This is a genomic window from Streptomyces sp. NPDC001027 (assembly GCF_040299045.1).
In the GTDB taxonomy this organism is placed as follows: Bacteria; Actinomycetota; Actinomycetes; order Streptomycetales; family Streptomycetaceae; genus Streptomyces.
Genome location: NZ_JBEPBI010000121.1, coordinates 1 through 23,871, shown reverse-complemented (window position 1 = coordinate 23,871; position 23,871 = coordinate 1). Strand labels below are relative to the sequence as shown.

Sequence of the window (23,871 nt, the reverse complement as noted above, 5' to 3'; positions counted from 1 at the left end):
ACCTGCGACCCCTTGACCCCCAGTCAAGTGCGCTACCAAGCTGCGCCACGTCCCGTTGCCCGCCTGACCTGGGGTTTCCCCTGGCCGAACGCGCATGGAAACAATACCGCACTCGGGTCGATGGTCGCGCACCTGTTTCCCGGTCCGCAGCCGTCCGGGCACCGTCAGCCACCGCGGGCGACGCCGAGGTCCGGATAGGCCTCCAGCAGACGCTGCGGGGCCGCCTGCCGCCAGGAGTCGGCGAGGACGTCGCGCAGCTCCTCCTCGTCGTCGAGGGCGGCCAGCCGGGCCCGTACCCAGGCGAACTGGGCCTCGTGGTCGGCGATCCAGAACTTCCCGGGCTCCGCGAGCACCAGTTCGTCGCGCTCCTCCTTGGGGCAGCGCACGGCGAGGGAGGTCTCCTCCTCGGGCAGGGTGGCGAACATCTTCCCCGCGACCCGGAAGGTGGGCATGCTCCAGGCGGTCTTCTCCGTGGTGTCCGGGAAGGACAGGGCGATACGGCGTACGTCTTCGGCGTCCGGCATGCTCCGCACCGTATCGGCTGCCGCTGACACTCACCCCGCGGCGACGTGCTTGTAGTACAGGGTGGTCGGCCGCAGCACGCCGTACGGGTCCGCCGCGTAGTCGGGGACCGTCCCCGCCCTGGTCCAGCCGGTGGCGCGGTAGAGGTGTTCGGCGGGGCTGCCGGTCTCCGTGTCCAGGTGCAGGAGGGTGACGCCGACTGCGGCGGCGGCCTGCTCGGCGGTCCCGAGCAGGATGCGGGCGAGGCCCTGGCCGCGGGCGTCCCGGTGCACCATGAGCTTGACGAGTTCGGCGCGGTGACGGCTGTTGGGCTTGTCGGCGAAGGCCAGGCTCACGGTGCCCACGACGCGGTCGCCGTCCAGGGCGACCCAGACCGCGAGCCGTCCGGCGGCGACCGGCTGCGCCCGCTCACGCCACCAGGCGACGGCGTCCGCCCGGTCCAGCGGGGCGAGGAAGCCCACCGAGGCGCCGCCGTCCACCGTGTCGATCAGCAGGTCGGCCAGTTCCCGCGCACGGTCGAGCAGCCGGGGGGCGTCGAGTCGGGTCGGGATCACGGGAGCACCACCGCCAGCACGTACCGCGCCTCGGCGTCTCCGGCGCACCGGAACCGGGTCGGCCCCCACACCCGCAGGCGCAGACAGTCTCCGGCGCCCAGGCGGTGCACGGCGTCCTGGGCCGTCACCTTGAGGACGCCCTCCAGCAGCCACACATGCTGCTCCAGCCCTGCCACGGGCGGCCGGTCGTAGGCGATGTCCGCGCCGACGGCGAGCCTCCCCTCGACCAGCTCGCCGCGCAGCGCCGGGTGCGGCGGCGACACGGAGCGCCGGACGAAACCGGAGGCCCGGTCCGCCCAGACGGGCTGCTCCGCGGCGCGCACCACGGGGGCGGGCTCCGCCTCGACCTCGCCGAGCAGTCGCGACATGGTCCGCCCGTAGACGTGGCAGAGCCGGTTGAGCTGCGCGGCCGTCGGGCTGATCTCCGCCCGCTCGGCGCGCGACAGGGTGGACCGGCTGATCCCGCTGCGCTCGGCCAACTCCCCCAGCGTCAAGCCGTGTTCGGCCCGCAGCTCGGCCAGCCGACCGGCGAGCCGCGCGTCGACCCGGTCGGGTGCCCCCGCGTCGACCGGGTCGGGTGCCCCCGCGGCGTCCGCTTCTCGTCTCATATCCGGGAATCTATCCCTGATATGAGACGACAGGGTTACGCGCGCCTCACATCGCGGGGACCCGCCCCGTGGGGAGCCTCGCCCCGCACGGGCCTCACACCGCGGCGGCCTCGCCCAGGGCCTCCAGCACCGGCCGGATCAGCGGGTGCTCCTCGGCGCCCCGGCGGACGGCCGCGAAGACCCGCCGCGTCGGCGCGACGCCGTCGACCGGCCGGACGACCACTCCGGTGAGGTCCATGCCGCGCAGCGCCGAACGCGGGACGAGCGCCACGCCCGCGTCCGCCGCCGCCAGCGCGACGACGGCGCGGAAGTCGTCGGAGGAGTGCTCCAGACGGGGCTGGAATCCGGCGTTCTCGCAGGCCAGGACGACCACGTCATGGCAGGGGTTGCCCGGGTAGGGGCCGATCCAGGTGTCCTTGGCCAGCTCGGCCAGCGGGACCTCGGCGGCGTCGGCGAGCCGGTGGGCGACGGGCACCACCGCGTCGAAGGGCTCGGCGTAGAGCGGCAGATGCGTCAGGCGCGGGTCGTCGGCGGCCGGGGCCCCGCGGTACTCGACCGCCACGGCGACGTCGACCTGCCGGTCGAGCACCATCGGCAGGCTGGCGTCGCCCTCGGCGTCCTGCACGCGGATCCGTATCCCGGGGGCGGTGCGGGCCAGCCGCGCCACCGCGGGAGCCACCACCAGGGCGATGCCGGTGGCGAAAGCGGCGACGGTGACCGTGCCGGCCGCGCCGGAACTGTAGGCGGCCAGCTCCGCCTCGGCCCGCTCCAGCTGGGCGAGGACCGCGTTGGTGTGGCCGAGGAGGATCTCCCCCGCCGGGGTGAGCCGCACGCCCTTGGCGCCGCGCTCGACGAGCCGGTGACCGGTCTCCTGTTCCAGGGCCGCCAGCTGCTGGGAGACGGCGGACGGGGTGAGATACAGCGCGGCGGCCGCCGCCGTCACGGTGCGGTGGTCGGCCACCGCACGGAGGATGTGGAGCCGCCGCGCTTCGATCATGGGATCGATTATCGCAATATGTCAGGGCCCCGTGGACCACCGCCGACCGGGACGGACCGTCGACCGCCGCGGGTTGCGGGACGCGGCCTCGTCGACGGTTCCCGGAACCCGTGAGCGGTGCGGGGCTCCGCGCGGTTCAGACCGTCTCGGCGGCGGACTCCTCCAGCTCCGCCCGGGCCGCGACGAACGCGTCGACGGCGCGGTCGACGTCGGCCGTGGAGTGCGCGGCGGACAGCTGGACGCGGATACGGGCCTGCCCCTGCGGGACCACCGGGTACGAGAACCCGATCACGTACACCCCGCGCTCCAGCAGCAGCTCCGCCATCCGGCCCGCCTTCGCGGCGTCGCCGATCATCACGGGGGCGATGGCGTGCTCGCCGGGAAGCACGTCGAAGCCCTCGGCCGTCATCCGCCGGCGGAACAGCGCGGTGTTCTCCGCGAGCCGCACCCGCAGGTCGTCCGCCGACTCCAGCAGGTCGAGGACCTTCAGGGAGGCCGCCGCGATGACCGGGGCGAGGGTGTTGGAGAACAGGTAGGGGCGCGAGCGCTGGCGGAGCAGGGCGACGATCTCCGCACGGGCGGCCACATAGCCGCCGGACGCCCCGCCCAGCGCCTTGCCGAGGGTGCCGGTGAGGATGTCCACCCGGTCCATCACTCCGTGCAGCTCGGGCGTGCCGCGGCCGCCGGGGCCGACGAAGCCGACGGCGTGCGAGTCGTCGACCATGACCATGGCGTCGTAGCGGTCGGCGAGGTCGCAGATCTCGGCGAGGGGCGCCAGATAGCCGTCCATGGAGAACACGCCGTCGGTGACGACCAGTCGGCGGCGCGCGTCCGACGCGTCCTTCAACTGCCTCTCCAGGTCCGCCAGATCACGGTTGGCGTACCGGAACCGCCGTGCCTTGGACAGCCGGATGCCGTCGATGATCGAGGCGTGGTTGAGGGCGTCGGAGATCACCGCGTCCTCGGGGCCGAGAAGCGTCTCGAAGACGCCGCCGTTGGCGTCGAAGCAGGAGGAGTACAGGATCGTGTCCTCCTGGCCGAGGAACGTCGACAGCCGCGCCTCCAGCTCCTTGTGCACCTCCTGCGTTCCGCAGATGAAGCGCACGGACGCCATGCCGTAGCCCCACCGGTCCAGGGCCTCGTGGGCGGCGGCGATCACCTCGGGGTGGTCGGCGAGCCCCAGGTAGTTGTTGGCGCAGAAGTTGAGGACCTCGCCCGGCCGGCCGCCCGCGGTCACCGCTACGGTCGCGGACTGCGGGCTGCCGATCACCCGCTCGGGCTTGTGCAGACCGGCGGCGCGGATCTCGTCGAGGGTGGCGCGCAGGTCGTCGCGCACGGAGTCGAACATCGCAAAGCTCCTAGGAAGACGCTCGGAAGCGGCGGAGACGGACGGCTCTCGCGGTCCGTCGGAAGCGGACGGCTCACGCGGTCCAGTCGAGGATGACCTTGCCGCCCCGGCCGCTCGCCGCGTCGGCGAAGGCCGCCTCGAAGTCGCGGTAGCCGTATCGGCCGGTGATCACGGGGGCGAGGTCCAGGCCGCCCTCCAGCAGCACCGACATCGCGTACCAGGTCTCGAACATCTCGCGGCCGTAGACGCCCTTGATCGTGATCATCGAGGTGACGATCCGGGCCCAGTCGACGGGGAACTCCTCGGCGGGCAGCCCGAGCATCGCGATCCGGCCGCCGTGCGTCATGTTGGCGATCATGTCGCGCATCGCCTCGGGCCGGCCGGACATCTCCAGACCGATGTCGAAGCCCTCGCGCAGCCCCAGCTCCCGCTGCCCGTCGGCGATGGAGGCCTGCGACACGTTCAGCGCGAGGCTCGCCCCGATCTTCCGGGCCAGCTCCAGCCGCTCCTCGCTGACGTCGGTGACCATGACGTTGCGGGCTCCGGCGTGCCGGGCGACGGCGGCGGCCATCAGGCCGATCGGTCCGGCGCCGGTGATCAGGACGTCCTCGCCGACGAGCGGGAAGGACAGCGCGGTGTGCACCGCGTTGCCGAACGGGTCGAAGATCGCGGCCACGTCGAGGTCCACCGGCACCCGGTGCACCCACACGTTGGACGCGGGCAGGGCGACGTACTCGGCGAAGGCGCCGTCCCGCCCGACGCCGAGGCCGACGGTGGCCCGGCACAGATGGCGGCGTCCGGCGAGGCAGTTGCGGCACCTGCCGCAGACGAGGTGGCCCTCGCCGCTGACCCGGTCGCCCACGGCGATGTCCGTGACGTCCCGGCCGGTCCCGACGACCTCGCCGACGAACTCGTGCCCGAGCACCAGGGGCGTGGTGATCGTCTGCTGCGCCCATCCGTCCCAGGACCTGATGTGCAGGTCGGTGCCGCAGATGCCGGTGCGCAGCACCTTGATCAGCACATCCCCGTGCCCCACCTCGGGCTCCGGCACGTCAGTGAGCCACAGCCCGGGCTCCGCCTTCTCCTTGACCAGCGCCTTCAACGCAACGGCTCCTGTGATGAGGCCCCGGAGCGGACAGGCCGACAGGCCCCGCATCCGGGAAGACGGGTGGATTCGCCCAGCAATCTGCCGCACTCCGCCGGGCCAGTCCATCGAGCTTTTCTTAAGCGCCGCGACAGCTCTGCTTCACACGCGTTCCCACGGGTCCCACGGGTCCCACGGGTCCCACAGCGTGCCCGTGTCCCACCCGCTCGGCCGCGCCCGCCCGGTCCCGGCTTCCCGCACTCCACGGTGGGCCGTGCCACCCTGGACCGCAACCCGCACGAGGCCGGCCGACTGACGTGGAGCCCCCGATGACCACAGCACGGGACCTGATGATCGTCGCGATCGACATGACGGCGGCCCGACCCGTCGGGCAGGGCGATCTGTCGCTCGCCCTCGCGGGCGCCGAGGCGCTCGACCTGGCCGAGGCAGGAGCGCTCGCCGTGGACGCGGGCCTCCTGGTGCCCGGCCCGCCGTCGGAGCCGCGCGACCCCCTCCTGCGGGAGGCCGCCTCGGCGCTGCTGCGCGAGCCGCCGTACGAGTCGGTCGAGGACTGGCTGTGGCGTCGCGGGCGCGCCCTGGCCGCCGCCTACACGGCCCGGCTGGAGGCGGACGGCGTGCTCGGCCGGCCGCGTCGTCTGATCGGCGCGCGGACCACGCCCGTGGACTCACCGGCCCGCAGCGCCGCCGCCGCGCGCTGGACGTCGCAGGAACCGGTCCTCGCCGCGCTGGCGGCCGCCGTCGGGCTGCGCGAGGAGCCGGCCGGCGGTCTCCCGGACGCCCTCGGCGAAACGGTCGTCACGGTGGTGGGCACGGTCGCCGACGCGGTGACGGAACTCGAGGCCGTCCGGCAGCGGCGGTCCATCGAGAAGGCGGCCTTCGACAACGTCTGGCGGGCCCCCTGACGGACGACGTCCTGCGGGATACCTGACGGACGACGTCTGCCGTGCCCCTGACGGACGCTCAGGGCGGCAGGTCGCCGGCGTCCCGCCGTTGCAGGCGGCCGACGAGGTCGGCGGCCGTGGACTTGATCGTCTCCAGTCCGGCCCTGCCCCACGGCCGGGGCGCGAGGGCGGCGACGCACACCGTGCCCAGGACCATCCCGGTCGTGTCGATGAGCGGGGCGCCGAGATAGGAGCGGATGCCGTACTCGTCGACCATCGGATTGCCCGCGAAACGCGGGTAGTCGCCCACGTCCTCCAGGACCAGCGCCTTGCGCCGCACGACGACGTACGGGCAGTAGCCGTACTCGCGGGGCAGCCGGCGGCCCACCTCGGGTTTGCCGCCGCGAGCGGCCCGGCCGCCCTGCGGGGTGTGCAGCCCGGCGAAGAACTGACGTTCCCCGTCGAGGAAGTTGACCATGGCGTACGGCGCTCCGGTCACCTCGGCGAGACGGCCCGCGAAGGCGTCCAGGGCGGGTTCGGGCTGTTCCCCGAGACCGAGTCGGCGCAGCCTGCGGGCACGGGCGGGAGCCTCCCTGTCCTCCGGTGTGAGCAGCAGACGACCGACCGGGCGCGGTGGGTCGTAGCTCATGGCCGGGCTCCGTCGCGGTGGACGAACGTCATATAGGGCTCCGGGGCGTTGTGTGCGGGCGTCACATGTGTGCGCCGCGGCTCGGCTGAGGTGCGGCCGGCGCATGGGCGATGAGGTGTTTGACGAGGGTGAGCAGGGTCTGGACGCCGGAGGCGGAGATCCGCGCGTCGCAGCGCACCACGGGGACCTCCGGGTCCAGGTCGATGGCGGCCCGCACCTCCTCGGGGTCGTAGCGGTGGGAGCCGTCGAACTCGTTGACGGCGACGATGAAGGCGAGGCCGCGTTCCTCGAAGAAGTCGACGGCCGCGAAGCACTCCTCGAGGCGCCGGGTGTCGGCGAGGATGACCGCGCCGAGGGCGCCCTCGGACAACTCGTCCCACATGAACCAGAACCGCTCCTGCCCGGGCGTCCCGAACAGGTACAGCACGTGCTGCGGGTCGAGGCTGATCCGGCCGAAGTCCATGGCGACGGTCGTCTCGACCTTGTTCTCGATGCCGTCCAGGTTGTCGGTCGCGGCGCTGACGGTGGTGAGCAGCTCCTCGGTGCTGAGCGGCGCGATCTCGCTCACGGCGCCCACGAAGGTCGTCTTGCCCACCCCGAAGCCGCCCGCGACCAGGATCTTCAGCGCGGTGGGGAAGGGGTCCGGGCCGCCGCCGTCGGGCGCGCCGCGGCGGCGGTGGGCGCCGTACGCCTCGTACGCGTCGTCGTGCTCAGAGCTGTCGTCGTAGTCCATCGAGCACTGCCTCCAGAAGGGCCCGGTCGGTGGGGATGTGGTGGTACTCGGGGGGTTTGGTGGTCAGCGCCCCGCAGTCGAGGAGGTCGGACAGCAGCACCTTGGTGACCGCCGCCGGCAGCTTCAGATGGGCCGCGATCTCGGCGACCGACACGGGCGCACAGGTCAGGTCGAGCGCCTGTGCGTGTTCGGGGCCGAGATAGCCGAGGGGGGTCGCCCCGGTGGCCATCACCTGCGACATGAGGTCGAGGGCGACGCTGGGCCTGGTACGGCCGCCGCTGACCGTGAAAGGGCGCACCAGCCGTCCGGCCGCGTCGTCGAGCCAGGGCCCGTCGCCGGCCGCCGCCACCCTCAAGGTCCCATCACCGACGGTTCGACGGCGTGCTGTCGGGGCGCGGTCATCAGGTACGGCCGGACGCTCTTCACCAGCATCGCCATCTCGTAGCCGAGCACGGCGGCGTCGGCCTCCCGTCCGGCGAGCACCGCGAGGCAGGTGCCGGAGCCGGCGGTGGTGACGAAGAGCAGCGTCGAGTCGAGTTCGACGACCACCTGCCGGACCTCGCCGCCGTCGGCGAACCGGACTCCGGCGCTGCGCCCGAGGGAGTACAGGCCGGACGCCAGCGCCGCCATGTGGTCGGCGCTGTCGGCATCGAGGCCGTGGACCGACTTCACCAGTCCGTCGCAGGAGAGCAGCACCGCGCTCATGGTGTGCGGCACGCGCTGCACGAGGCCGCTCATCAGCCAGTCGAGGTCGGATACATGGCCGGTCGGCGCATCGCTCGCCATGGTGGATCGACTCCTTGGGGTACGAAGGTCTGTGGGAGCGCTGGGGGTGGGGGCGGGGGTGCTCGCAGGGCTCATCCGGCTGGTGCGCTCCCGTCGTGCCGGGCGGTGGATCGGTCGGGTTCGGGCAGGTGCTGTCCGTCCCGCACGCCGTACGCCTCGGGGGGCGCGGCCGCGTGCGCGGGGCGCGTCTCGGCTATCCCGGGCCGGTGCGCCGGCCGTGCGTCCATGCGCGAGGGCGCGGGCGGCAGAAGCGGCAGCGGCAGCGGCAGCGGGACGCCCCGCGTGGCTTCGGCCGTCGCGTCGCCGCCGTGACCGGCGTCGACCGGATGCTCGCCGCGGCCCCGGGCCGCCGGATGGAGCGAACCCGTGTCCCAGGACTGTCCCAGGGGGTGGGGCTCGGGCCGGACGGCCTGCTGCGACCCGTACGGCTCGGAGCGCGCCGTCGGCTCCGACCCGTGCACCCCATGCACTCCATACGCCTCGTACGCCTCGTACGCCCCGTACGGCTCAGAGCCGGCCGTCGGCTCCGATCCGTGGGGCTCGGAGCGGACGGGCGGGTACGCCCCCTGCGGTGCGGGTCGAGCCGTCGGCTCGGGTCGGTACGGGTCGGGCCGGGCGGCCGGCTCCGAGGAGTCCGGCGGCGGGTACGCGGACGGCTCGGCGGTGTCCGCCTCCAGGCTCTGCTGGGCCTCGGCGAGACCGACGCCCCGTTGGAAGGCGGCCATCAGATTGGGGTCGTGACCGGCGGACGGTTCGATGTCCGGACGCGGGGCGGGGCCGCCGCGCAGTTGGGGGACGATGTGCTCCTGGGCGCGGCGACGGGGCAGGTGGGGCTTGCCCATGGTGCCGCGCACCGTGCCGACGCGCGGGGTGGGCGCGATGCCCTCGTGCTCCTCGACGACGGGCCGGTCGCCGCTGCGGATGCCGGGCACGGCCTCGGCCGGATTGGGTCGCGCCGCCCGGGCGCCGCGGACGGGGAGCGAGGCGGGTCGGTCGCCGCCGCCCCGCGGTGCGCCGGTCCCGGGCGGCTGCGGGACGCGATCGGCGCCCCCGGACGCCAAAGCGCCCTGCGGAGCGGAAAGGCTCGCGACTGCCCCGGACGCGGACGTGTTCCCGGCCTGCGACGACGTGATCGAATCCGGCGTCCGCCCGGTGCCGGACGGGACCCGGGCCTCCCCCTGCAGACCGCCGGCCGTCGAGCCGACGGACGCGGCGTCCTGCGTCTGCGGGCGTGCCAGCGCCGCCGAGGGCCCGGACCGCGAGTGCGTCGTGGCCGTGACATATGCGGGGGCGGGAGCAGGGTTGGGGACGGCGGCGGGGGTGAAGGACCGGCTCGCGCCCTTCGGGTCCCGTGCCGTCGTCCGGTCGTCGTCGGCGCCGGCGACGAGCCGCGGACCGGGGCGGCCGGGCCGGACCGGCGGGGCGGCGGGCAGCGGCGGCCTGGCCGGGGCCGTCGGGCGCGGCGTCGCCGCCGATGCGGCGGCGGGCGCGAGCGGTCGTCCCGCGCCGTCGGTGTCCGGGCCCGGTGACGCCGCCGTGAGGACGCCCGGCGCGGAGCCGAGCAGGGCCTGCGGCACGACGAGGACGGCCTGGACGCCGCCGTAGATGTTGCTCTGCAGCCGGACCCGGATGCCGTGCCGCCGGGCCAGCTGGGAGACGACGAACAGGCCGATGCGCCCGTCGGCCAGCAGCCGCCCGACGTTGACCTGGTCGGGGTCGGCGAGCAGAGCGTTCATCCGGCTCTGTTCCTCGACCGGCAGGCCGAGCCCGCGGTCCTCCACCTCGACGGCCAGCCCGGAGGTGACGAGGTTGGCCCGCAGCAGCACCTGGGTGTGCGGCGCGGAGAACACCGTGGCGTTCTCGACGAGTTCGGCGAGCAGATGGATGACGTCGGCGACGGCGTGGCCGCGCAGCTCGCCGTCGATCGGCGGGACGAGTTTCACGCGGGCGTACTGCTCGACCTCGGCGATGGCGGAGCGCAGCACCTCGGTCATGGGGACCGGGTTGCTCCACTGCCGGCGCGACACGGCCCCGCCGAGGACGGCGAGGTTCTCGGCGTGCCGGCGGATGCGGGTGGCGAGGTGGTCGACGTGGAAGAGACCCTTGAGCAGGTCGGGGTCCTCGATCTCGTTCTCCAGCTCGTCGAGGATCGAGATCTCTCGGTGCACCAGGGATTGCAGACGCCGCGCGAGGTTGACGAACACCTCCAGCTTCTGTTCGCTGCCTGCCTGGCTCGACAGCTGGGCGGCCTGCACGACGGCGGCGACGGCCCCGTCGTGGGCGCGTGTCAGGTCGGCCGCGAGCAGTTCGAAGTCGTCCGCGCCGGCGGGCGGTCCGCCCCGCGAGGTGCGCTGCGGGGGGACCTCGCCGCGGCGCAGCGCCTCGATGACGCCGCGCAGCTCGGCCTCGCCGCGTGCGCTGCCCCGCCGCAGGGCGGCGAGGCGGTCGCTGACGGAACGGGCGGCGCGGTCGGCGGCCACCGCCGCGATCACGATGCCGACGCCGGCCACCCCGGCGGCGCCGGCCAGGACCGCCCACAGGGTCGGGCCGGGGCGCACGCCGCTGGAGCGCACCGTGAACAGGACGACCGCGCAGGCGCTCAGCGCCACCGCGGTCGGGGGGAGCACGGCGAGCCGCACCAACTGGGGCCGTATGTGCGTCTCGGTCGGCGCGGGCGCGATGCGGGCGACGGGCCGCCCGTGCCGCCCGCCCTCACGGCGGTCTGCTCGTGCGGCGGGTGCGCGGAGGTGAGACATCGGTGTCCTCGTACTGGTCCGTCGAGCCGGGTCGTCGGTCGGGAGAGCCCGGAAATGCGGCCCGGTGTCGCCCGACGGCCACTCACAGTAGTCGGCAACCCATCATGTGCGGTGGGCAGTTGACAAAGTCCCCCAGGGAGCGTCCCGCTCTGGTATGAGGCTTCGCACGACAGACCGATAAGCCCGTGCATCCCACGAGGCAGCGCAAGAAGAGTTCGATCAGACCTGATCAGAGGCGGTACGAAAACGACCGTGCGGGCCGAGGGGCGATGCACCCCCGACCCGCACGGTCGTACGTCACGGCGTTCCGGTCGTACGGCACGGCACTCCGGCCGACCCGCCGGAACCGCCTCCGACGCCTCGCCGCCCTCGGCGACTCCCACCCGAACATCACTCTGAGTATCGGCGTTGGCCTTGGATGGCGGATCGTCCAGCGGCGGCCGTCCCCTGCCCCCGCGTCGACGGCCGAGCCTTCTGTCATCCCTCGCCGCGGGGGTCCTCCGCCGTAGACGCCCCGGCTGTCGACTCCCGCCAGATGATCCGGAAGAGGGAGTCCTCGTTCACCTCGGGCGACTCGCCCCGCAGTCCCGCGATCAGCTTGGCCATGGCCCTGCTGCCGACGCGCTCGAGGTCCATTTCGACCGTGGTCAAGGACGGTGTCATGAACTGTCCGAGCTCGGCGTTGTCCCAACCGGTCACACTGATGTCGCCCGGCACGCTCCAGCCGCGGGCCAGCGCGCCCCGGACGACGCCGGCGGCCACCAGATCGTTGGCCGCGATCACGGCGGTCGGCCGCGATCCCTTCGGCAGCGACCGGATCGCCTCGATGCCGGCCTCGCCCGACCAGTCGCCGTCGAAGACGCCCACGGACTCGAGGCCGAGGCGTTCGACCGTGTCCAGGTAGCTCTGCCTGCGTGCCCTCGCGGAAGCGAACGCCGCGTCACCGGCGACATGGAGGAACCGCGAGTGGCCGAGCGACGCGAGGTGCTCGACCATCCGGATCACCGGGGCGCCGTCGGCCAGTTCACCGATGCCGCGCATGTCGTCGTCGAGGTCGGCGGAGATCACCACGACCGTTCGCTGGCGCAACATCGCCTCCGCCGCGGGGAGCGCGGGGGCGAGGCAGAGGATGCCCTCGTACTGTCCGGAGTCGGCCATCTCCAGCAGCCGCTCGCTCCTCGCCTCCACACCGCCCGCGGCGCTCACCACGTCGGTGAAGTAACCCGCCGACTGCGCCGTCGAGCTGGCTCCCGCCAGCATGCGCGAGGGGTTGAAGGTCATGGCCGGCATGAGGATGGCCAGGCGGTCGGTCTTGCGGGTGCGCATGGACCGTGCCACCAGGTTGGGGCGGTAGTCGAGCTGCCGGACCGCGCTCTCGACGCGCTCCACGGTCGCGGGCTTCAGCCCGCCGTTGAAGCGCAGATACCGCGAAACCGTCTGGGGCGACACCCCGGCGAGTTGCGCCACATCGGTGATCGTCGGTCGCCGTCGCACCATGTCAGCGCCGTCCATCCGCTTCTCCACCCTTTCGCCGGAGCTCACTGAAGCCAGAGCCTACACACTCTTGACGCAAAAAGAGATCGTTCACTATTGTCCCTGCCAGCCCGGAAGTGAACGTTAACTTTTTGGCCGGCGCGGGACCCGTGGGACGGGGTCCGCACCACGTCAGTGTGCCGATGCCGCCACCTAGGGAGCAGTGCCGTGAGCTCCATCAACGAACTACGCCGGCTGCGGGGGGCCCAACGGGGCGCCCGCCAGCAGAACAAGGCGGCGTTTCTCTTCCTCCTGCCCTGGTTCGTCGGGCTCTTCGGGATCACGCTCGGCCCGATGGTCGCCTCGCTCTACCTCAGCTTCACCAAGTACAACCTCCTCCAGCCGCCGCAGTTCAGCGGGCTGGACAACTGGACGCGCATGCTGAGCGACGAACGACTGCACACGTCGCTCCAGGTGACCTTCACCTATGTCCTGGTCTCCGTCCCGCTGCAACTCGCGCTGGCCCTGGCGCTGGCCCTGCTGCTGGACAGGGGGGTGCGGGGACTGTCCTTCTACCGCTCCGCCTTCTATCTGCCGTCCCTGATCGGGGGCAGTGTCGCGATCGCCGTGCTGTGGCGCACGATCTTCGGCACGACCGGTCTGGTGAACAAGGGGCTCGGCGTGTTCGGTGTGCACGGTCCGGGCTGGATCTCGGAACCCGGCACCGCGCTGTCGACGCTCATCGTGCTGAACGTCTGGACGTTCGGCTCCCCGATGGTGATCTTCCTGGCCGGTCTGCGGCAGATCCCGGCCTCCTTCTACGAGGCGGCCTCGGTCGACGGCGCGTCACGGTGGCGGCAGTTCCGCAGCATCACGGTTCCGATGCTGACGCCCATCATCTTCTTCAACCTGGTGCTGCAGATCATCCACGCCTTCCAGACGTTCACCCAGGCCTTCGTGGTCTCGGGCGGCACGGGAGGCCCCGCCGACTCCACGCTCTTCTATTCGCTGTACCTCTACCAGCGGGGCTTCGGCCAGTTCGACATGGGCTACGCCTCCGCGCTCGCCTGGCTCCTGCTCCTCATCGTGGCGGTCTTCACCGCCGTCAACTTCTGGGCCTCGAAGTACTGGGTGTTCTACGATGACTGACCGCACCGTGGCCGAGATCGGCACGTTCTCCCCGCCTGTCGCCGGTACGCGCACGGCAGGACTGACCCGGCGCAGAGTCCGCTCTCTGCTCAAGCACGCGGCGCTGATCGCCTGCGCCCTGTTGATGCTCTACCCGGTCCTGTGGATGGTGGTCAGCTCGTTGCGTCCCAGCAGCGAGATCTTCCGCAACGCGGGGATCGCCCTGACCGACCTGCGCGTGAAGAACTACTCCAACGGCTGGAACGCCTTCGGCCGGCCGTTCAGCCACTACCTGGTCAACTCGCTGATCGTCGTGGTCGGCGCGATCATCGGAAACCTCCTGGCCTGCTCACTGGCCGCCTACGCGTTCGCCAGGCTGGAGTTCCGGGCCAAGCGCCTGTGGTTCGCCCTCATGCTCGTCACGATCATGCTGCCGATCCACGTGCTCATCGTCCCTCAGTACGTCATGTACTCCCAGCTGGGCTGGGTCAACACGTTCCTCCCGCTGATCGTGCCCAAGTTCCTGGCGACCGACGCCTTCTTCATCTTCCTCATGGTCCAGTTCATCCGCGGAATCCCCCGCGAACTCGACGAGGCGGCCAGGATCGACGGCGCAGGGCAGGGACGGATCTTCTTCCAGATCATCCTGCCGCTGATGATCCCCGCCCTGGCGACCACCGCGATCTTCACGTTCATCTGGACCTGGAACGACTTCTACACCCAGCTCATCTATCTCACCGACCCGGACAAGTACACGACCCCCATCGCACTGCGGGCGCTGGTCGACCAGCAGAGCGCGACCGACTGGGGTTCGGTGTTCTCCATGAGCGTGATGACGCTTCTCCCCGTCTTCCTCGTCTTCCTCTTCGGACAGCGGTTCCTGCTGCGCGGAATCGCCACCACCGGCGGCAAGTAGCCGCCGCGTCGGAAAGAACGCCACCGCGGCCGCCACCGACCGCGACGACCGCCGCGATCAGCCGCAGCGGTCAGCCGGACAGACACGTGGGCGACCCGGCCGTGCCCGCTCGCGAGCCGCAGACGCAGACGCACCGTCGCCCCCCGCTCCGCACATCCGCAGCACACCGCAGCACGCCAAGGAGACACCCATGAACGGCAGACCCGTCGGACGACTCGCGCTCACCTCGGTCGCCGCGCTCTCACTGACACTGACCGCCTGCGCCGGCGGCAGCGCCGGCCCGGTCGACGAGCTCGGCGACAAGCCGGTCACCATCAGCGTCGACTGGTGGGGAGACGCGAACCGCGCCAAGACCACCAACGAGGTCATCAAGGCGTTCGAGAAGAAGCACCCCAACATCACGGTCAAGGGCCGGTACAAGGACTGGACCGGCTACTGGGACGCCCTCGCCACGACGACCGCGGCCAAGGACTCCCCCGACGTGATCCAGATGGACGAGCTCTACCTCGCGTCGTACGCGAACCGCGGCGCCCTCTACGACGTCAGCCAGGCGGGGAAGCTGCTCAACACCTCGCACTTCGCCAAGGAGGCCCTCGCCACCGGTCAGGTCGACGGCAAGCAGTACGCGCTTCCCATCGGCGTCACCGCCCTGGCCATCGCCGTGAACACGGACCTGTTCAAGAAGTACGGGGTGCCGCTCCCCGACGACAAGACCTGGACGTGGGACGACTACACCAAGATCGCCAAGGAGCTGACGGACAAGAGCGGCGGAAAGATCCACGGCGCCTCCGGAACTCCCGGCTTCGACGCGGGCACGCTCAAGTACTGGGCCCGGCAGGAGGGAGGCAGCGTCTTCGACAAGGACGGCAGAGTCTCGCTGAAGCCCAAGGCCCTCGTCGACATGTGGAAGTTCGCCATGAACCTCATGTCCTCCGGCGGCGGCATCAGCGCCTCGACCATGGTCGAGGACCAGACCGCGGGCCTCGCCGGCGCCAGTCTCGCGACCCGCAGGTCGGCCATGGCCCCGGCCTACAACACGCAGATCACCGCGCTGCAGCAGGCGTCGGGGGCTCAGCTGAAGCTGCTGCAGATGCCCCATGTCGGCACCGCCGAGGCCAACTTCTTCAAGCCCTCCATGTACTGGTCGGTCTCCAGCCAGAGCAAGCACCCCGCCGAGGCCGCGGCGTTCGTCGACTTCCTGCTCAACACCGACGCGGCAGCCGACATCCTCCGCACGGAGCGCGGAATCCCCGCGAACAAGGAGGTCCTGAAGCATCTGAGCCCGAGCCTTTCGGGTACCGACAAGGCGGCCGCCGACTACTCGAACGCCGTGACGGTGGGCGACGCGCCGGTCGTGACCCCCAACGGCGCCAGCGGGATCGAGGCCATGCTCCAGCGCTACAGCCAGCAGGTCTACTTCAAGAAGACCTCGCCCGAATCCGCCGCCGAGGCCTTCATCAAGGAACTGCAGGGCGAGATCGACGCCGCCAAGTGACCTTCTCCCGCCGGGGCCTGCCGCCGTCGGCGGCGGCCCCCGGGCAGAGCCCCGCCGAGCGCGGACGGAATCCAAGGAGAGAGAAAGCACCCATGTCCACCTCCCGGCGCCCCTACCGTGTGGCCATCATCGGCACCGGCGGCATCGCCCAGGCACACGCCGACGCCCTCACCGCACTCTCCGACCGGGTGAGCCTGGTCGCCGTCGCCGACGTCGACCGGGCTCGCGCCGCCGAGTTCGCCGACCGCAATTCCGTACCGAACGTCTACAGCGACCCCCGGGCGCTGCTCGACGGCGAACAGCTGGACCTCGCGCACATCTGCACGCCGCCCGAGACCCACTCGCCGCTCGCCGTCCTGGCGATGCGAGCCGGCGCCGACGCCCTGGTGGAGAAGCCGACGGCACTGAGCCTGCGCGAGATGGACCGGCTGGCCGCGGTGGAGGAGGAGACCGGCCACCGGGTCCTGACCGTCTTCCAGCACCGCTTCGGCGCGGCAGCCGCGCGGCTGCGCCGGCTGGTCGGGGACGGCTCGCTGGGCCGGCCGCTGGTCGCCACGTGCGAGACCCTGTGGCACCGGCCCGACGCGTACTTCGGCGTGCCGTGGCGGGGACGCTGGGACATCGAGGGAGGCGGCCCCACCATGGGGCACGGCATCCACCAGTTCGACCTGCTCCTGTCGATCCTCGGCCCCTGGTCCGAGGTCACCTCGCTGGCCGGCCGCCTGGCCCGGCCGACGGACACCGAGGACGTCTCGGTCGCCGCGGTCCGGTTCGCCGACGGAGCCCTGGCGACGATCGTCAACTCCCTGCTGTCGCCCCGGGAGACCTCCCGTCTGCGTTTCGACTTCGAGTACGCCACCGTCGAACTGGAACACCTCTACGGCTACAGCGAGGAGCACTGGAGATTCACCCCGCTGGCCGGCCACGAGGAGCTCGCGGCCCTGTGGGCTGCCGGCGACGAGCCGGACGTCGTCAGCAGTCACGCCCTCCAGATCGAAGCCGTCTTCGACGCCTGGGACGCCGGCGAGGCGCCCGGCGTCTCGCTGGCGGACGCGCGCCGCACCCTGGAACTGGCCGCTGCGATCTACGCCTCAGCCTTCCGCAAGTCCCCTGTCGCCGCAGGCGAGTTGACCCGCGACGACCCCTTCACGCTCAGCATGGACGGCGGCGCCGTGCCGTGGGAGCCGGTCAAGGAGGCCCTCGTATGAACGCCCTGGACCTACGTCACGACGTCGGCGCCTCCGTCACCGTCCGGGACGGCGACACGGAGCTGCTGCGCTACGTGTACCGGCCGGACACCGTCCAGCTGGAGTCCCCCAAGCCGTACATCGACCCCCTGCGCACCCGGGCCGGCCGCGTGGTCAGCCTGTTCCGCCCCCACGACCACGTATGGCACAAGGGCATCGCCTGGTCCCTGCCGCACGTCGGCGAGGAGAACTTCTGGGGCGGCCCGACGTACGTCCACGGGCGGTTCTACGTCCAGCTGGAGAACAACGGGACGCAGGCGCACCGCCGGATCGTCACCCTGGAACGGGAGGACGGCACGGCCACCTTCAGCCACGACCTGGACTGGATCACGCAGGCCGACGCCCCGTTCTTCACCGAGCGCCGGACGCTGCGGGCGCACCTGATCTCCCCGCAGACCTGGGCGCTGACGTTCGAGACACGGATGACGAACGTCTCCGGAGCGGACGTCGCGATCGGCTCCCCGACCACGAAGGGACGCGAGAACGCCGGCTACGGCGGCCTCTTCTGGCGCGGCCCGCGCTCGTTCACGGGCGGCCGGTTCGTGACCGAGGAGGGCTTGGGCGGCGACGAGGTCCGGGGACGGCGACTGCCGTGGATGGGCTTCGAGGGCCGTCACGACGTGACGGCCGAGCAGTCGCTCGTGCTCATGGTCGACGACGCGGCCAACCCGAACCACCCGCCCCAGTGGTTCGCCCGCACCGAGGAGTTCGCCTGTCTGAACCCGGCGCCGTTCTTCAGCGAGGAGCTGACCGTCGCGCACGGCGCCACCGTGCGCTTCCGCTACGGCGTCGCCGTGGCCGACGCGGACGCGAGCGCCGCCCCCGAGATCGCCGAAGCGGTACGCCGGATACTCGCCCACTCCGACGCACCCGTCATCGCCGGGAAACCGGCATAGGCGCCCATCGCCCCGTGCACCCTCCCGGAAAGGTTCGCATCGTGACCAGCCGTCCCGGCCCGCTCCCCGACTTTCCCGGCTCGGTGGGCCTGAGCCAGCTGAGCGTCTATCCATGGCCCACCGCCGACGACGCCCACGGCGGCACCCCGCACATGCACCTCGCGTGCGCCGAGGCTTACGTCGTCGTCGGCGGCCGAGGGCGGCTCGAGACCCTCAGCCACCAGGGCCACCACGTCACACCGCTCGCCCCGGGAGACGTCGTGTGGTTCACCCCGGGCACTGTCCACCGTGCCGTCAACGACGGCGACCTGCGAGTCCTCGTCGTCATGCAGAACAGCGGCCTGCCGGAAGCCGGCGACGCCGTGATGACGTTCCCGCCCGAGTACCTCACCCCGCAGACGTACCCGGCCGCCGCGTCCGTGCTGGACGACAGCGGCCGAGCCGACGAGGAACGGGCCCGGGCCCGGCGGGACCTGGCCCTGGAGGGATTCGCCGAGCTCACCCGCCAGTGGCGGCGCGGCAACCGAGCCGCCTACGAGGACTTCTGCCGGGCGGCCGCAGCCGTCGTCCGTCCCCACCTCACGGCCTGGGAGGAGACCGTCCAGGCCGGCCCGGTCGCCTCCGCGCAGCGGAGCCTGCGGCAGATCAGAGCCCTGACGGACGGGGACTGGAGCCATCTGCTCGCCGCCGACGTCACCCGCATCGCGGAGCCCGAAGGGCGGTCGCTGGGCATGTGCGGCTACCTCCACGCGTACGATCCGATCCGCCGGGCGGGGGAAACATGCCCGCCTCGCTGACCCCCGCCGCCCTGCCCTCCGGGTCGCCGCGCCACGAGTCGCCTTTGTGCACGCTGCGCATCGGCGACGTTCCCGCTCCGCTGTCCGGACACCTGCCGATGGGGAGCGGCGAGGGCGCCGCGACGCCCATCACCGCGGACAGCCGCAAGCTGAGCCGTGCGGGGGTCCCCTGGCTGCCGGTGACGGGCGAGTTCCACTTCAGTCGTTACCCGGCCGCCGAATGGCGCGAGGAACTGCTGAAGATCCGCGCGGGCGGCATCGACACGGTGGCCGCCTACCTGTTCTGGAACCAGCACGAAGAGGAACGCGGCGCCCTGTGCTTCGAGGGTGACCTCGACGTCCGCCGGTTCTTCGGACTGTGTGCCGAGCTCGGCCTGTACGTCGTACCACGCATCGGCCCATGGGCGCACGGCGAGTGCCGCAACGGCGGCTTCCCCGACTGGGTTCTGGAGGCCGACTGCACCCCGCGCACCGACGACCCCGCCTACCTCGCCCTCGTCGAACCGTACTTCGCCCGGCTCGCCCACGAACTCCGCGGCCTGTCCCACGACATGGGCGGCCCCGTCGTGGCGGTCCAGATCGAGAACGAGCTGTACGACCAGCCGGGCCATCTGAGCACACTGCGCTCCCTCGCCGAACGGGCCGGGATCCGTGCCCCGTTGTGGACGGCGACCGGCTGGGGCGCCGCCGACATCCCCGCCGACGTACTGCTCCCGCTGTACGGCGGCTACCCCGAGGCCTTCTGGGAGGACGCTCACGACGGCTGGGCCCGCGACATGCGGCGCCACTACTTCTTCACCCCGATCCGCGACGACCACGCGATCGGCGCCGACCTGCGCTCCTCGGCCCCGGCCGGCTCCGGCCCCGACGACCGCCGCTACCCCTACGCCACCTGCGAACTGGGCGGCGGCATGGCCGTCGCGTACCACCGCCGGCCCCTGATCCCGGCCGCCGACGTCTCCGCGCTCGCGCTGGCCAAGCTCGGCAGCGGATCCGTGTGGCAGGGCTATTACCTGTACCACGGATGCTCCCAGCGCCTCGGGCAGGCGCTGCCCAACCAGGAGTCCCACGACACCGGTTACCCCAACGACCTCCCGGCCGTCAGCTACGACTTCCAGGCGCCCCTCGGCGAGTACGGACAGGTGAGGCCGTCCTTCCACGCGCTGCGCCTGCAGCATCTGCTGATCCGGGACAGCGGGACGGCCATCGCGGACATGCCGCTGCACCTCCCGGAGAGACGCCCGGAGGGACTCGACGACCGGCACACGCTGCGCTGGTCGGTCCGCTCGGACGGCCGCACGGGCTTCCTCTTCGTCAACAACCACCAGCCCCACGAGACTCTGCCCGATCATCACGGCGTGCGCTTCCGGATCGAGTCGGAAGACCGGACCTGGACGCTGCCCGAGGCTGCGGTGACCGTGCCGACCGGAGCGCACTTCGTCTGGCCGCTGGGCTACGCCGTCGGCGCCGGCCTCGTCCTGGACTGGGCCACCGCCCAGCCCGTGGCCCGGCTCGACGCGGACGGCGTCCCCGTCGTGGTCTTCGCGGCCACCGCCGGTGTCACGCCCCGGTTCGCCCTGCCGGCCGGATCCGTCGTCACCGGCCCGGCACACGCCCGCACGGACGACGGGCTGACCGTGGTGACCGTGCCGGAGCCCGGATGCGGCGACCTGGTGACGATCGACGGTCCGCGGGGTCCCGTCCACCTGCTCGTGCTCTCCGAGGAACAGGCCCTCACCGCCCAAGTGGTCCCCGTCGGCGGCGTGGACCGACTCGTGCTGTGCGAGGAGCCGGTCCTCGCCGACGCGGGCGAGCTGCGCGTCCACACGTCCCGCCCTGAGCTGGACATCGCGGTGCTGACTCTCGCCGACAGCGCGGATCCGGGCCTGCTGATGTCCGGACCCGGCGTCGGCCCGCCGCGGACCGAGGGCGCGTTCACCCGCTGGAACCTGACCACGGCCACGGCTGCCGGCGGGAACCGGCGCGACCTTGCGGTCCGGTGCGTACGCGCCGAGGCCGTGGCGCCTCCGGCGCGCACCGGCGGCTCCCGGCGCCGGGCGTCCGCCCCGCGCGACGAGGACTTCGACGATGCCGCCGTGTACCGGATCGACATTCCCGACGACCTCGTGGACGCCGCCGCGGAGCAGCTGGTTCGGCTGTCCTGCACCGGCGACGTCGCCCGTGCCTACGCTGCAGGACGGCTGGTGGCGGACCACTTCTGGTACGGGCCGGAGTGGGAGATCGGCCTGCGGCGCGTCCCCCGTGACGGGGCCGGGCGCCGCCTGGAGATCCGTGTCCTGCCGGCGCCGCAGGACGCCGAGGTCCATGTCGACGATTCGGTACGGGCGGACTACGAGGCCGGTCGCGGGCACGCGCGCGTCGACCGGGCCGAATTGCTGACCGTCCACCGCATCTCCCTGACCACCGCCGTGACGCGCGGTTGAGTGACCCGGTCGGTGGAGCGACGGCAGGCGACGAAGCGAACGCGCGATCCGACAAAGGTGTCGTAGAGAGGAAGAGAAGTGAGGCAAAGTCAACAGCCGAGAGCTCACCGACTTGCGGTGACCGTCGTCATGCTGCTGCTCGCGGCGGTCGCCGGTCCCCTGGTCGGCACACCTCGTGCGCAAGCCGCGGTCACGTCGACGACGGTCACGTTCAAACAGACCACGACCGTGCGGGGAACACCCGATCTGACCTACTACGCATGCCCTGCCGGGTCGCAGTGGGACTTCTACCCGAGTCTCGCGTGGGGCCCGGACGGATGCTCCTTCGAGATCGCCTTCACCGGTCACACGGTGGAGCTGTTCGGACGGACACGGACGGGGCACGGCTCAGGGAACGTGTTCATCGACGGCGTCCAGGTCGGCGCCGTCGACTACGGCACGTCGACGAACAACACCACCCGGCTGCTGTTCACCCACGCCGGTCTGTCCGACACCGCCCACACGCTGCGCGTGGTGGTCGTGGGCCAGGGCGTCGACCACTCCTCGGCGGTGTTCGAAACGGGCGCTCCCGACGGGTCGGACGCTCTCGACCTCCTGTACGCGCAGGTCGGCGATTTCACCAAAGCGGACTACACGTCGGCCAGTTGGTCCCCCTTCGCCTCCGCGCTCGCCGCGGCGCAGGTGCTCGTCGACCACGACACCGGCACCCAGGCCGAGCGCGACGCCGCGGAGAGCCGCCTGCAGTCGGCGGCGAAGGGCCTGGTCCAGGTGAGCGGTCTCCGCGGCATCCTCGCGGACTACGGGACCCGCACGGCCGCGGCCTACACGAGCGCGTCCTGGCAGCCCTTCGCCGCCGCCCGCTCCACCGCGTCCGCCGTGGCAGCCGACCCGAAGGCGTCGGCCGGCGCGGTCGTCGCCGCGAAGAGCGGCCTGCTGTCCGCGGCGGCCGCACTGGTGACCGTGTCCTCGGGCGAGTTCGCCCCGATCCGGAACGACTCCTTCTGGACCGACACGGAAGGACGTCCGATCTACTCCCAGGGCGGCGGCGTCTTCCGGTTCGGCGACACCTACTACTGGTACGGCGTCCACTACGCCGGGGCCGAGGCCTACGCGGCCAACCCGAGGTCGAGAACGACCGACACCGCCTTCGTCTCCATCCCGGTGTACTCCTCGAAGGACCTGTCCAGCTGGAAGTACGAGGGCGACGTCGCGTCCGCCGGCACGCCCCTGCACATCCCCGCGTCCATGGGCGCCGGGTTCGCGCAGATGTCCAGCCTGGCCGACGCGTCGTGGCTCGGCCGCCTGGGCGTCTCGTACAGCGAGAACACCGGCAAGTTCGTGATATCGGTCCAGATGAACGAGACCAAGTTCCCGGACCCGGCCGGACAGAACGGCGTTCTCTTCCTGCAGGGCGACTCGCCGACCGGCAGCTTCCGGTTCGCGAACATCCAGCGCCAGATCACCAATGTGCCGACCCCTTCGACGGGCGACCAGACGGTCTTCACGGACGACGACGGCAAGGACTACCTGGTCTTCGCCAACAGCCGCGGGCGCGGCGGCGCCTACGTGTCCGCGCTCGCCGGCGCGGACAACCTGTCGGTCGAACCGGCGGTACGGGTCGGCTTCAACGCCGCCGGGCGCGAGGGCAACGCGATGTTCCGGCTCGGTGACTCGTACTACCTGGCGGCGTCGGATCTGCATGGCTGGAACGCCTCCGCGACCCACGTCATCAGATCGCAGACCTCCGCCGTCCAGGGCGCGTACGGTTCCGAGTTCGTCCTTCCCGGTACGGAGTCCGACTACAGCCATGTGACCCAGACCGGATTCTTCATCACGGTCCACGGCACGAAGAACGACCTGGTCATCTACAGCGGAGACCGCTGGGCCGACTTCGCCGGGAACGGGGTCGGCTACAACCAGTGGATGCCGATCACGGGTTCCGGGGACGCCCTTCGGTTCCACTCCCTCAGCGACTGGCAAGTGAACGCGGTGACGGGGGAGTGGAAGGTCGGCAAGGCCAACAACTACGTTCTCAATCCCAGCTTCGAGGCCGACCGGGTCGCCGTCTCGCCGGTCCAGGGATGGACCTACTCGGGGACCACGTCCGCGATCGTCAACCAGGGCGACACGAGCGGACGCGTCGGCAACTTCCATCTGGCGTTCACCGCTTCCACGCAGTTCTCGGCGGGCGCGTCCCAGGACGTCGCCCTTCCGGACGGTGTCTACGACCTGACCGCGACCGTCCGGAACGGGGTGACCGGTTCCGCCGCGGCCGCCGCCATGTCCATCACGTCCGACGGCAGGACGACCTCGGCCGACTTGAAGCGGCAGAGCTCCAACTGGAGCCTGGTCACGATCCCGGGCGTACGGGTGTCCGGCGGGACGGCCCGGATCGGCTTCTCCGTCACCGACGTGCCGGGAGGCGGGTGGCTCAACGTCGACGACATCTCCCTGGTCGCAGCCGACTCCTGAGAGGTCCCGGCCGCGGTCCGCGCACGACGTGTCCGGCCGCGCCGCGGCCGGGCCGGAGATCGGA

General features: G+C 71.9%; 21 protein-coding genes. 9 read left to right on the top strand and 12 right to left on the bottom strand.

The features are described 5' to 3' along the window. Positions 1 to 164: 164 nt before the first annotated feature. From ABT300_RS27465 to tdh, 6 genes are all read right to left on the bottom strand, one after another. Positions 165 to 524 carry an MmcQ/YjbR family DNA-binding protein gene (locus ABT300_RS27465; RefSeq protein WP_351680888.1) on the bottom strand — a complete coding sequence of 120 codons (360 nt, stop codon included), beginning with the start codon at positions 522 to 524 and terminating at the stop codon, positions 165 to 167. Positions 525 to 554: 30 nt separating this feature from the next. Further along, positions 555 to 1,076 carry a GNAT family N-acetyltransferase gene (locus ABT300_RS27460; protein WP_351680886.1) on the bottom strand — a complete coding sequence of 174 codons (522 nt, stop codon included), beginning with the start codon at positions 1,074 to 1,076 and terminating at the stop codon, positions 555 to 557. Continuing rightward, positions 1,073 to 1,684: a helix-turn-helix domain-containing protein gene (locus tag ABT300_RS27455; RefSeq protein ID WP_351680884.1), complete on the bottom strand. Its 612-nt coding sequence runs from the start codon at positions 1,682 to 1,684 to the stop codon at positions 1,073 to 1,075. The genes ABT300_RS27460 and ABT300_RS27455 overlap by 4 nt, the downstream gene beginning before the upstream one ends. A 94-nt stretch (positions 1,685 to 1,778) precedes the next feature. Then, on the bottom strand, positions 1,779 to 2,681 hold the full coding sequence (locus tag ABT300_RS27450; RefSeq protein WP_351680881.1) for a LysR family transcriptional regulator: 903 nt from the start codon (positions 2,679 to 2,681) through the stop codon (positions 1,779 to 1,781). A 136-nt stretch (positions 2,682 to 2,817) separates the two neighbouring features. Continuing rightward, on the bottom strand, positions 2,818 to 4,029 hold the full coding sequence (locus tag ABT300_RS27445; RefSeq protein WP_351680878.1) for a glycine C-acetyltransferase: 1,212 nt from the start codon (positions 4,027 to 4,029) through the stop codon (positions 2,818 to 2,820). 73 nt (positions 4,030 to 4,102) lie between these two features. Further along, positions 4,103 to 5,131, bottom strand: coding sequence for an L-threonine 3-dehydrogenase (gene tdh, locus ABT300_RS27440; protein ID WP_351680875.1), 1,029 nt, complete (start codon positions 5,129 to 5,131; stop codon positions 4,103 to 4,105). Between the two features lie 311 nt (positions 5,132 to 5,442). Here tdh and ABT300_RS27435 point away from each other — a divergent pair, with 311 nt between their 5' ends. Further along, positions 5,443 to 6,036 carry a GOLPH3/VPS74 family protein gene (locus tag ABT300_RS27435; protein ID WP_351680872.1) on the top strand — a complete coding sequence of 198 codons (594 nt, stop codon included), beginning with the start codon at positions 5,443 to 5,445 and terminating at the stop codon, positions 6,034 to 6,036. A gap of 58 nt (positions 6,037 to 6,094) precedes the next feature. Here the strand turns inward: ABT300_RS27435 and ABT300_RS27430 are convergent, their stop codons facing one another. The 6 genes from ABT300_RS27430 to ABT300_RS27405 all read right to left on the bottom strand — a co-directional run bounded on the left by ABT300_RS27430 (position 6,095) and on the right by ABT300_RS27405 (position 12,451). Next, entirely contained in the window at positions 6,095 to 6,664 is a 570-nt protein-coding gene (locus tag ABT300_RS27430; protein ID WP_351680869.1) for a GAF domain-containing protein, read from the bottom strand. Positions 6,665 to 6,725: 61 nt separating this feature from the next. Further along, a complete protein-coding gene (locus ABT300_RS27425; protein WP_351680866.1) occupies positions 6,726 to 7,397 on the bottom strand; it encodes a GTP-binding protein in 672 nt (223 codons plus the stop codon). After that, complete coding sequence (locus tag ABT300_RS27420; protein WP_351680891.1) at positions 7,375 to 7,746, bottom strand: DUF742 domain-containing protein; 372 nt, start codon at positions 7,744 to 7,746, stop codon at positions 7,375 to 7,377. The genes ABT300_RS27425 and ABT300_RS27420 overlap by 23 nt, the downstream gene beginning before the upstream one ends. A 2-nt stretch (positions 7,747 to 7,748) precedes the next feature. Then, positions 7,749 to 8,183, bottom strand: a complete 435-nt coding sequence (locus tag ABT300_RS27415; protein WP_351680864.1) for a roadblock/LC7 domain-containing protein — start codon at positions 8,181 to 8,183, stop codon at positions 7,749 to 7,751. Between the two features lie 71 nt (positions 8,184 to 8,254). Continuing rightward, positions 8,255 to 10,939 (bottom strand): ATP-binding protein, encoded by a 2,685-nt coding sequence (locus tag ABT300_RS27410; protein WP_351680862.1) that lies wholly within the window; start codon positions 10,937 to 10,939, stop codon positions 8,255 to 8,257. Between the two features lie 477 nt (positions 10,940 to 11,416). Continuing rightward, positions 11,417 to 12,451 (bottom strand): LacI family DNA-binding transcriptional regulator, encoded by a 1,035-nt coding sequence (locus ABT300_RS27405; RefSeq protein ID WP_351680860.1) that lies wholly within the window; start codon positions 12,449 to 12,451, stop codon positions 11,417 to 11,419. Between the two features lie 198 nt (positions 12,452 to 12,649). Between ABT300_RS27405 and ABT300_RS27400 the strand changes: the two genes are divergently transcribed. The 8 genes from ABT300_RS27400 (at position 12,650) to ABT300_RS27365 (ending at position 23,807) form a co-directional block, all read left to right on the top strand. Continuing rightward, the gene (locus ABT300_RS27400) at positions 12,650 to 13,561 is read left to right on the top strand and encodes a carbohydrate ABC transporter permease (protein WP_452992281.1); all 912 of its coding nucleotides are present in this window, start codon (positions 12,650 to 12,652) and stop codon (positions 13,559 to 13,561) included. Next, entirely contained in the window at positions 13,554 to 14,456 is a 903-nt protein-coding gene (locus ABT300_RS27395; RefSeq protein WP_351680855.1) for a carbohydrate ABC transporter permease, read from the top strand. Before ABT300_RS27400 ends, ABT300_RS27395 begins: the two co-directional genes overlap by 8 nt. A gap of 190 nt (positions 14,457 to 14,646) precedes the next feature. Next, the gene (locus ABT300_RS27390; RefSeq protein WP_351680852.1) at positions 14,647 to 15,951 is read left to right on the top strand and encodes an ABC transporter substrate-binding protein; all 1,305 of its coding nucleotides are present in this window, start codon (positions 14,647 to 14,649) and stop codon (positions 15,949 to 15,951) included. Between the two features lie 92 nt (positions 15,952 to 16,043). Next, complete coding sequence (locus ABT300_RS27385; protein WP_351680850.1) at positions 16,044 to 17,159, top strand: Gfo/Idh/MocA family protein; 1,116 nt, start codon at positions 16,044 to 16,046, stop codon at positions 17,157 to 17,159. Beyond that, positions 17,156 to 18,094, top strand: a complete 939-nt coding sequence (locus ABT300_RS27380; protein ID WP_351680847.1) for a DUF6807 domain-containing protein — start codon at positions 17,156 to 17,158, stop codon at positions 18,092 to 18,094. The genes ABT300_RS27385 and ABT300_RS27380 overlap by 4 nt, the downstream gene beginning before the upstream one ends. Positions 18,095 to 18,135: 41 nt before the next feature. Continuing rightward, complete coding sequence (locus ABT300_RS27375) at positions 18,136 to 18,891, top strand: cupin domain-containing protein (RefSeq protein ID WP_351680845.1); 756 nt, start codon at positions 18,136 to 18,138, stop codon at positions 18,889 to 18,891. Further along, positions 18,876 to 21,335: a beta-galactosidase gene (locus tag ABT300_RS27370; RefSeq protein WP_351680842.1), complete on the top strand. Its 2,460-nt coding sequence runs from the start codon at positions 18,876 to 18,878 to the stop codon at positions 21,333 to 21,335. Before ABT300_RS27375 ends, ABT300_RS27370 begins: the two co-directional genes overlap by 16 nt. Positions 21,336 to 21,452: 117 nt before the next feature. Then, positions 21,453 to 23,807, top strand: coding sequence for a family 43 glycosylhydrolase (locus ABT300_RS27365; RefSeq protein ID WP_351680839.1), 2,355 nt, complete (start codon positions 21,453 to 21,455; stop codon positions 23,805 to 23,807). Positions 23,808 to 23,871 lie beyond the last annotated feature (64 nt).

What these genes read in the sequence shown, in the direction of transcription:
- ABT300_RS27465 (WP_351680888.1), bottom strand. Translation starts at nt 524, where the DNA reads ATGCCGGACGCCGAAGACGTACGCCGTATCGCCCTGTCCTTCCCGGAC.
- ABT300_RS27455 (WP_351680884.1), bottom strand. Translation starts at nt 1,684, where the DNA reads ATGAGACGAGAAGCGGACGCCGCGGGGGCACCCGACCCGGTCGACGCG.
- ABT300_RS27450 (WP_351680881.1), bottom strand. Translation starts at nt 2,681, where the DNA reads ATGATCGAAGCGCGGCGGCTCCACATCCTCCGTGCGGTGGCCGACCAC.
- ABT300_RS27445 (WP_351680878.1), bottom strand. Translation starts at nt 4,029, where the DNA reads ATGTTCGACTCCGTGCGCGACGACCTGCGCGCCACCCTCGACGAGATC.
- ABT300_RS27435 (WP_351680872.1), top strand. Translation starts at nt 5,443, where the DNA reads ATGACCACAGCACGGGACCTGATGATCGTCGCGATCGACATGACGGCG.
- ABT300_RS27430 (WP_351680869.1), bottom strand. Translation starts at nt 6,664, where the DNA reads ATGAGCTACGACCCACCGCGCCCGGTCGGTCGTCTGCTGCTCACACCG.
- ABT300_RS27425 (WP_351680866.1), bottom strand. Translation starts at nt 7,397, where the DNA reads ATGGACTACGACGACAGCTCTGAGCACGACGACGCGTACGAGGCGTAC.
- ABT300_RS27415 (WP_351680864.1), bottom strand. Translation starts at nt 8,183, where the DNA reads ATGGCGAGCGATGCGCCGACCGGCCATGTATCCGACCTCGACTGGCTG.
- ABT300_RS27410 (WP_351680862.1), bottom strand. Translation starts at nt 10,939, where the DNA reads ATGTCTCACCTCCGCGCACCCGCCGCACGAGCAGACCGCCGTGAGGGC.
- ABT300_RS27405 (WP_351680860.1), bottom strand. Translation starts at nt 12,451, where the DNA reads ATGGACGGCGCTGACATGGTGCGACGGCGACCGACGATCACCGATGTG.
- ABT300_RS27395 (WP_351680855.1), top strand. Translation starts at nt 13,554, where the DNA reads ATGACTGACCGCACCGTGGCCGAGATCGGCACGTTCTCCCCGCCTGTC.
- ABT300_RS27390 (WP_351680852.1), top strand. Translation starts at nt 14,647, where the DNA reads ATGAACGGCAGACCCGTCGGACGACTCGCGCTCACCTCGGTCGCCGCG.
- ABT300_RS27385 (WP_351680850.1), top strand. Translation starts at nt 16,044, where the DNA reads ATGTCCACCTCCCGGCGCCCCTACCGTGTGGCCATCATCGGCACCGGC.
- ABT300_RS27380 (WP_351680847.1), top strand. Translation starts at nt 17,156, where the DNA reads ATGAACGCCCTGGACCTACGTCACGACGTCGGCGCCTCCGTCACCGTC.
- ABT300_RS27370 (WP_351680842.1), top strand. Translation starts at nt 18,876, where the DNA reads ATGCCCGCCTCGCTGACCCCCGCCGCCCTGCCCTCCGGGTCGCCGCGC.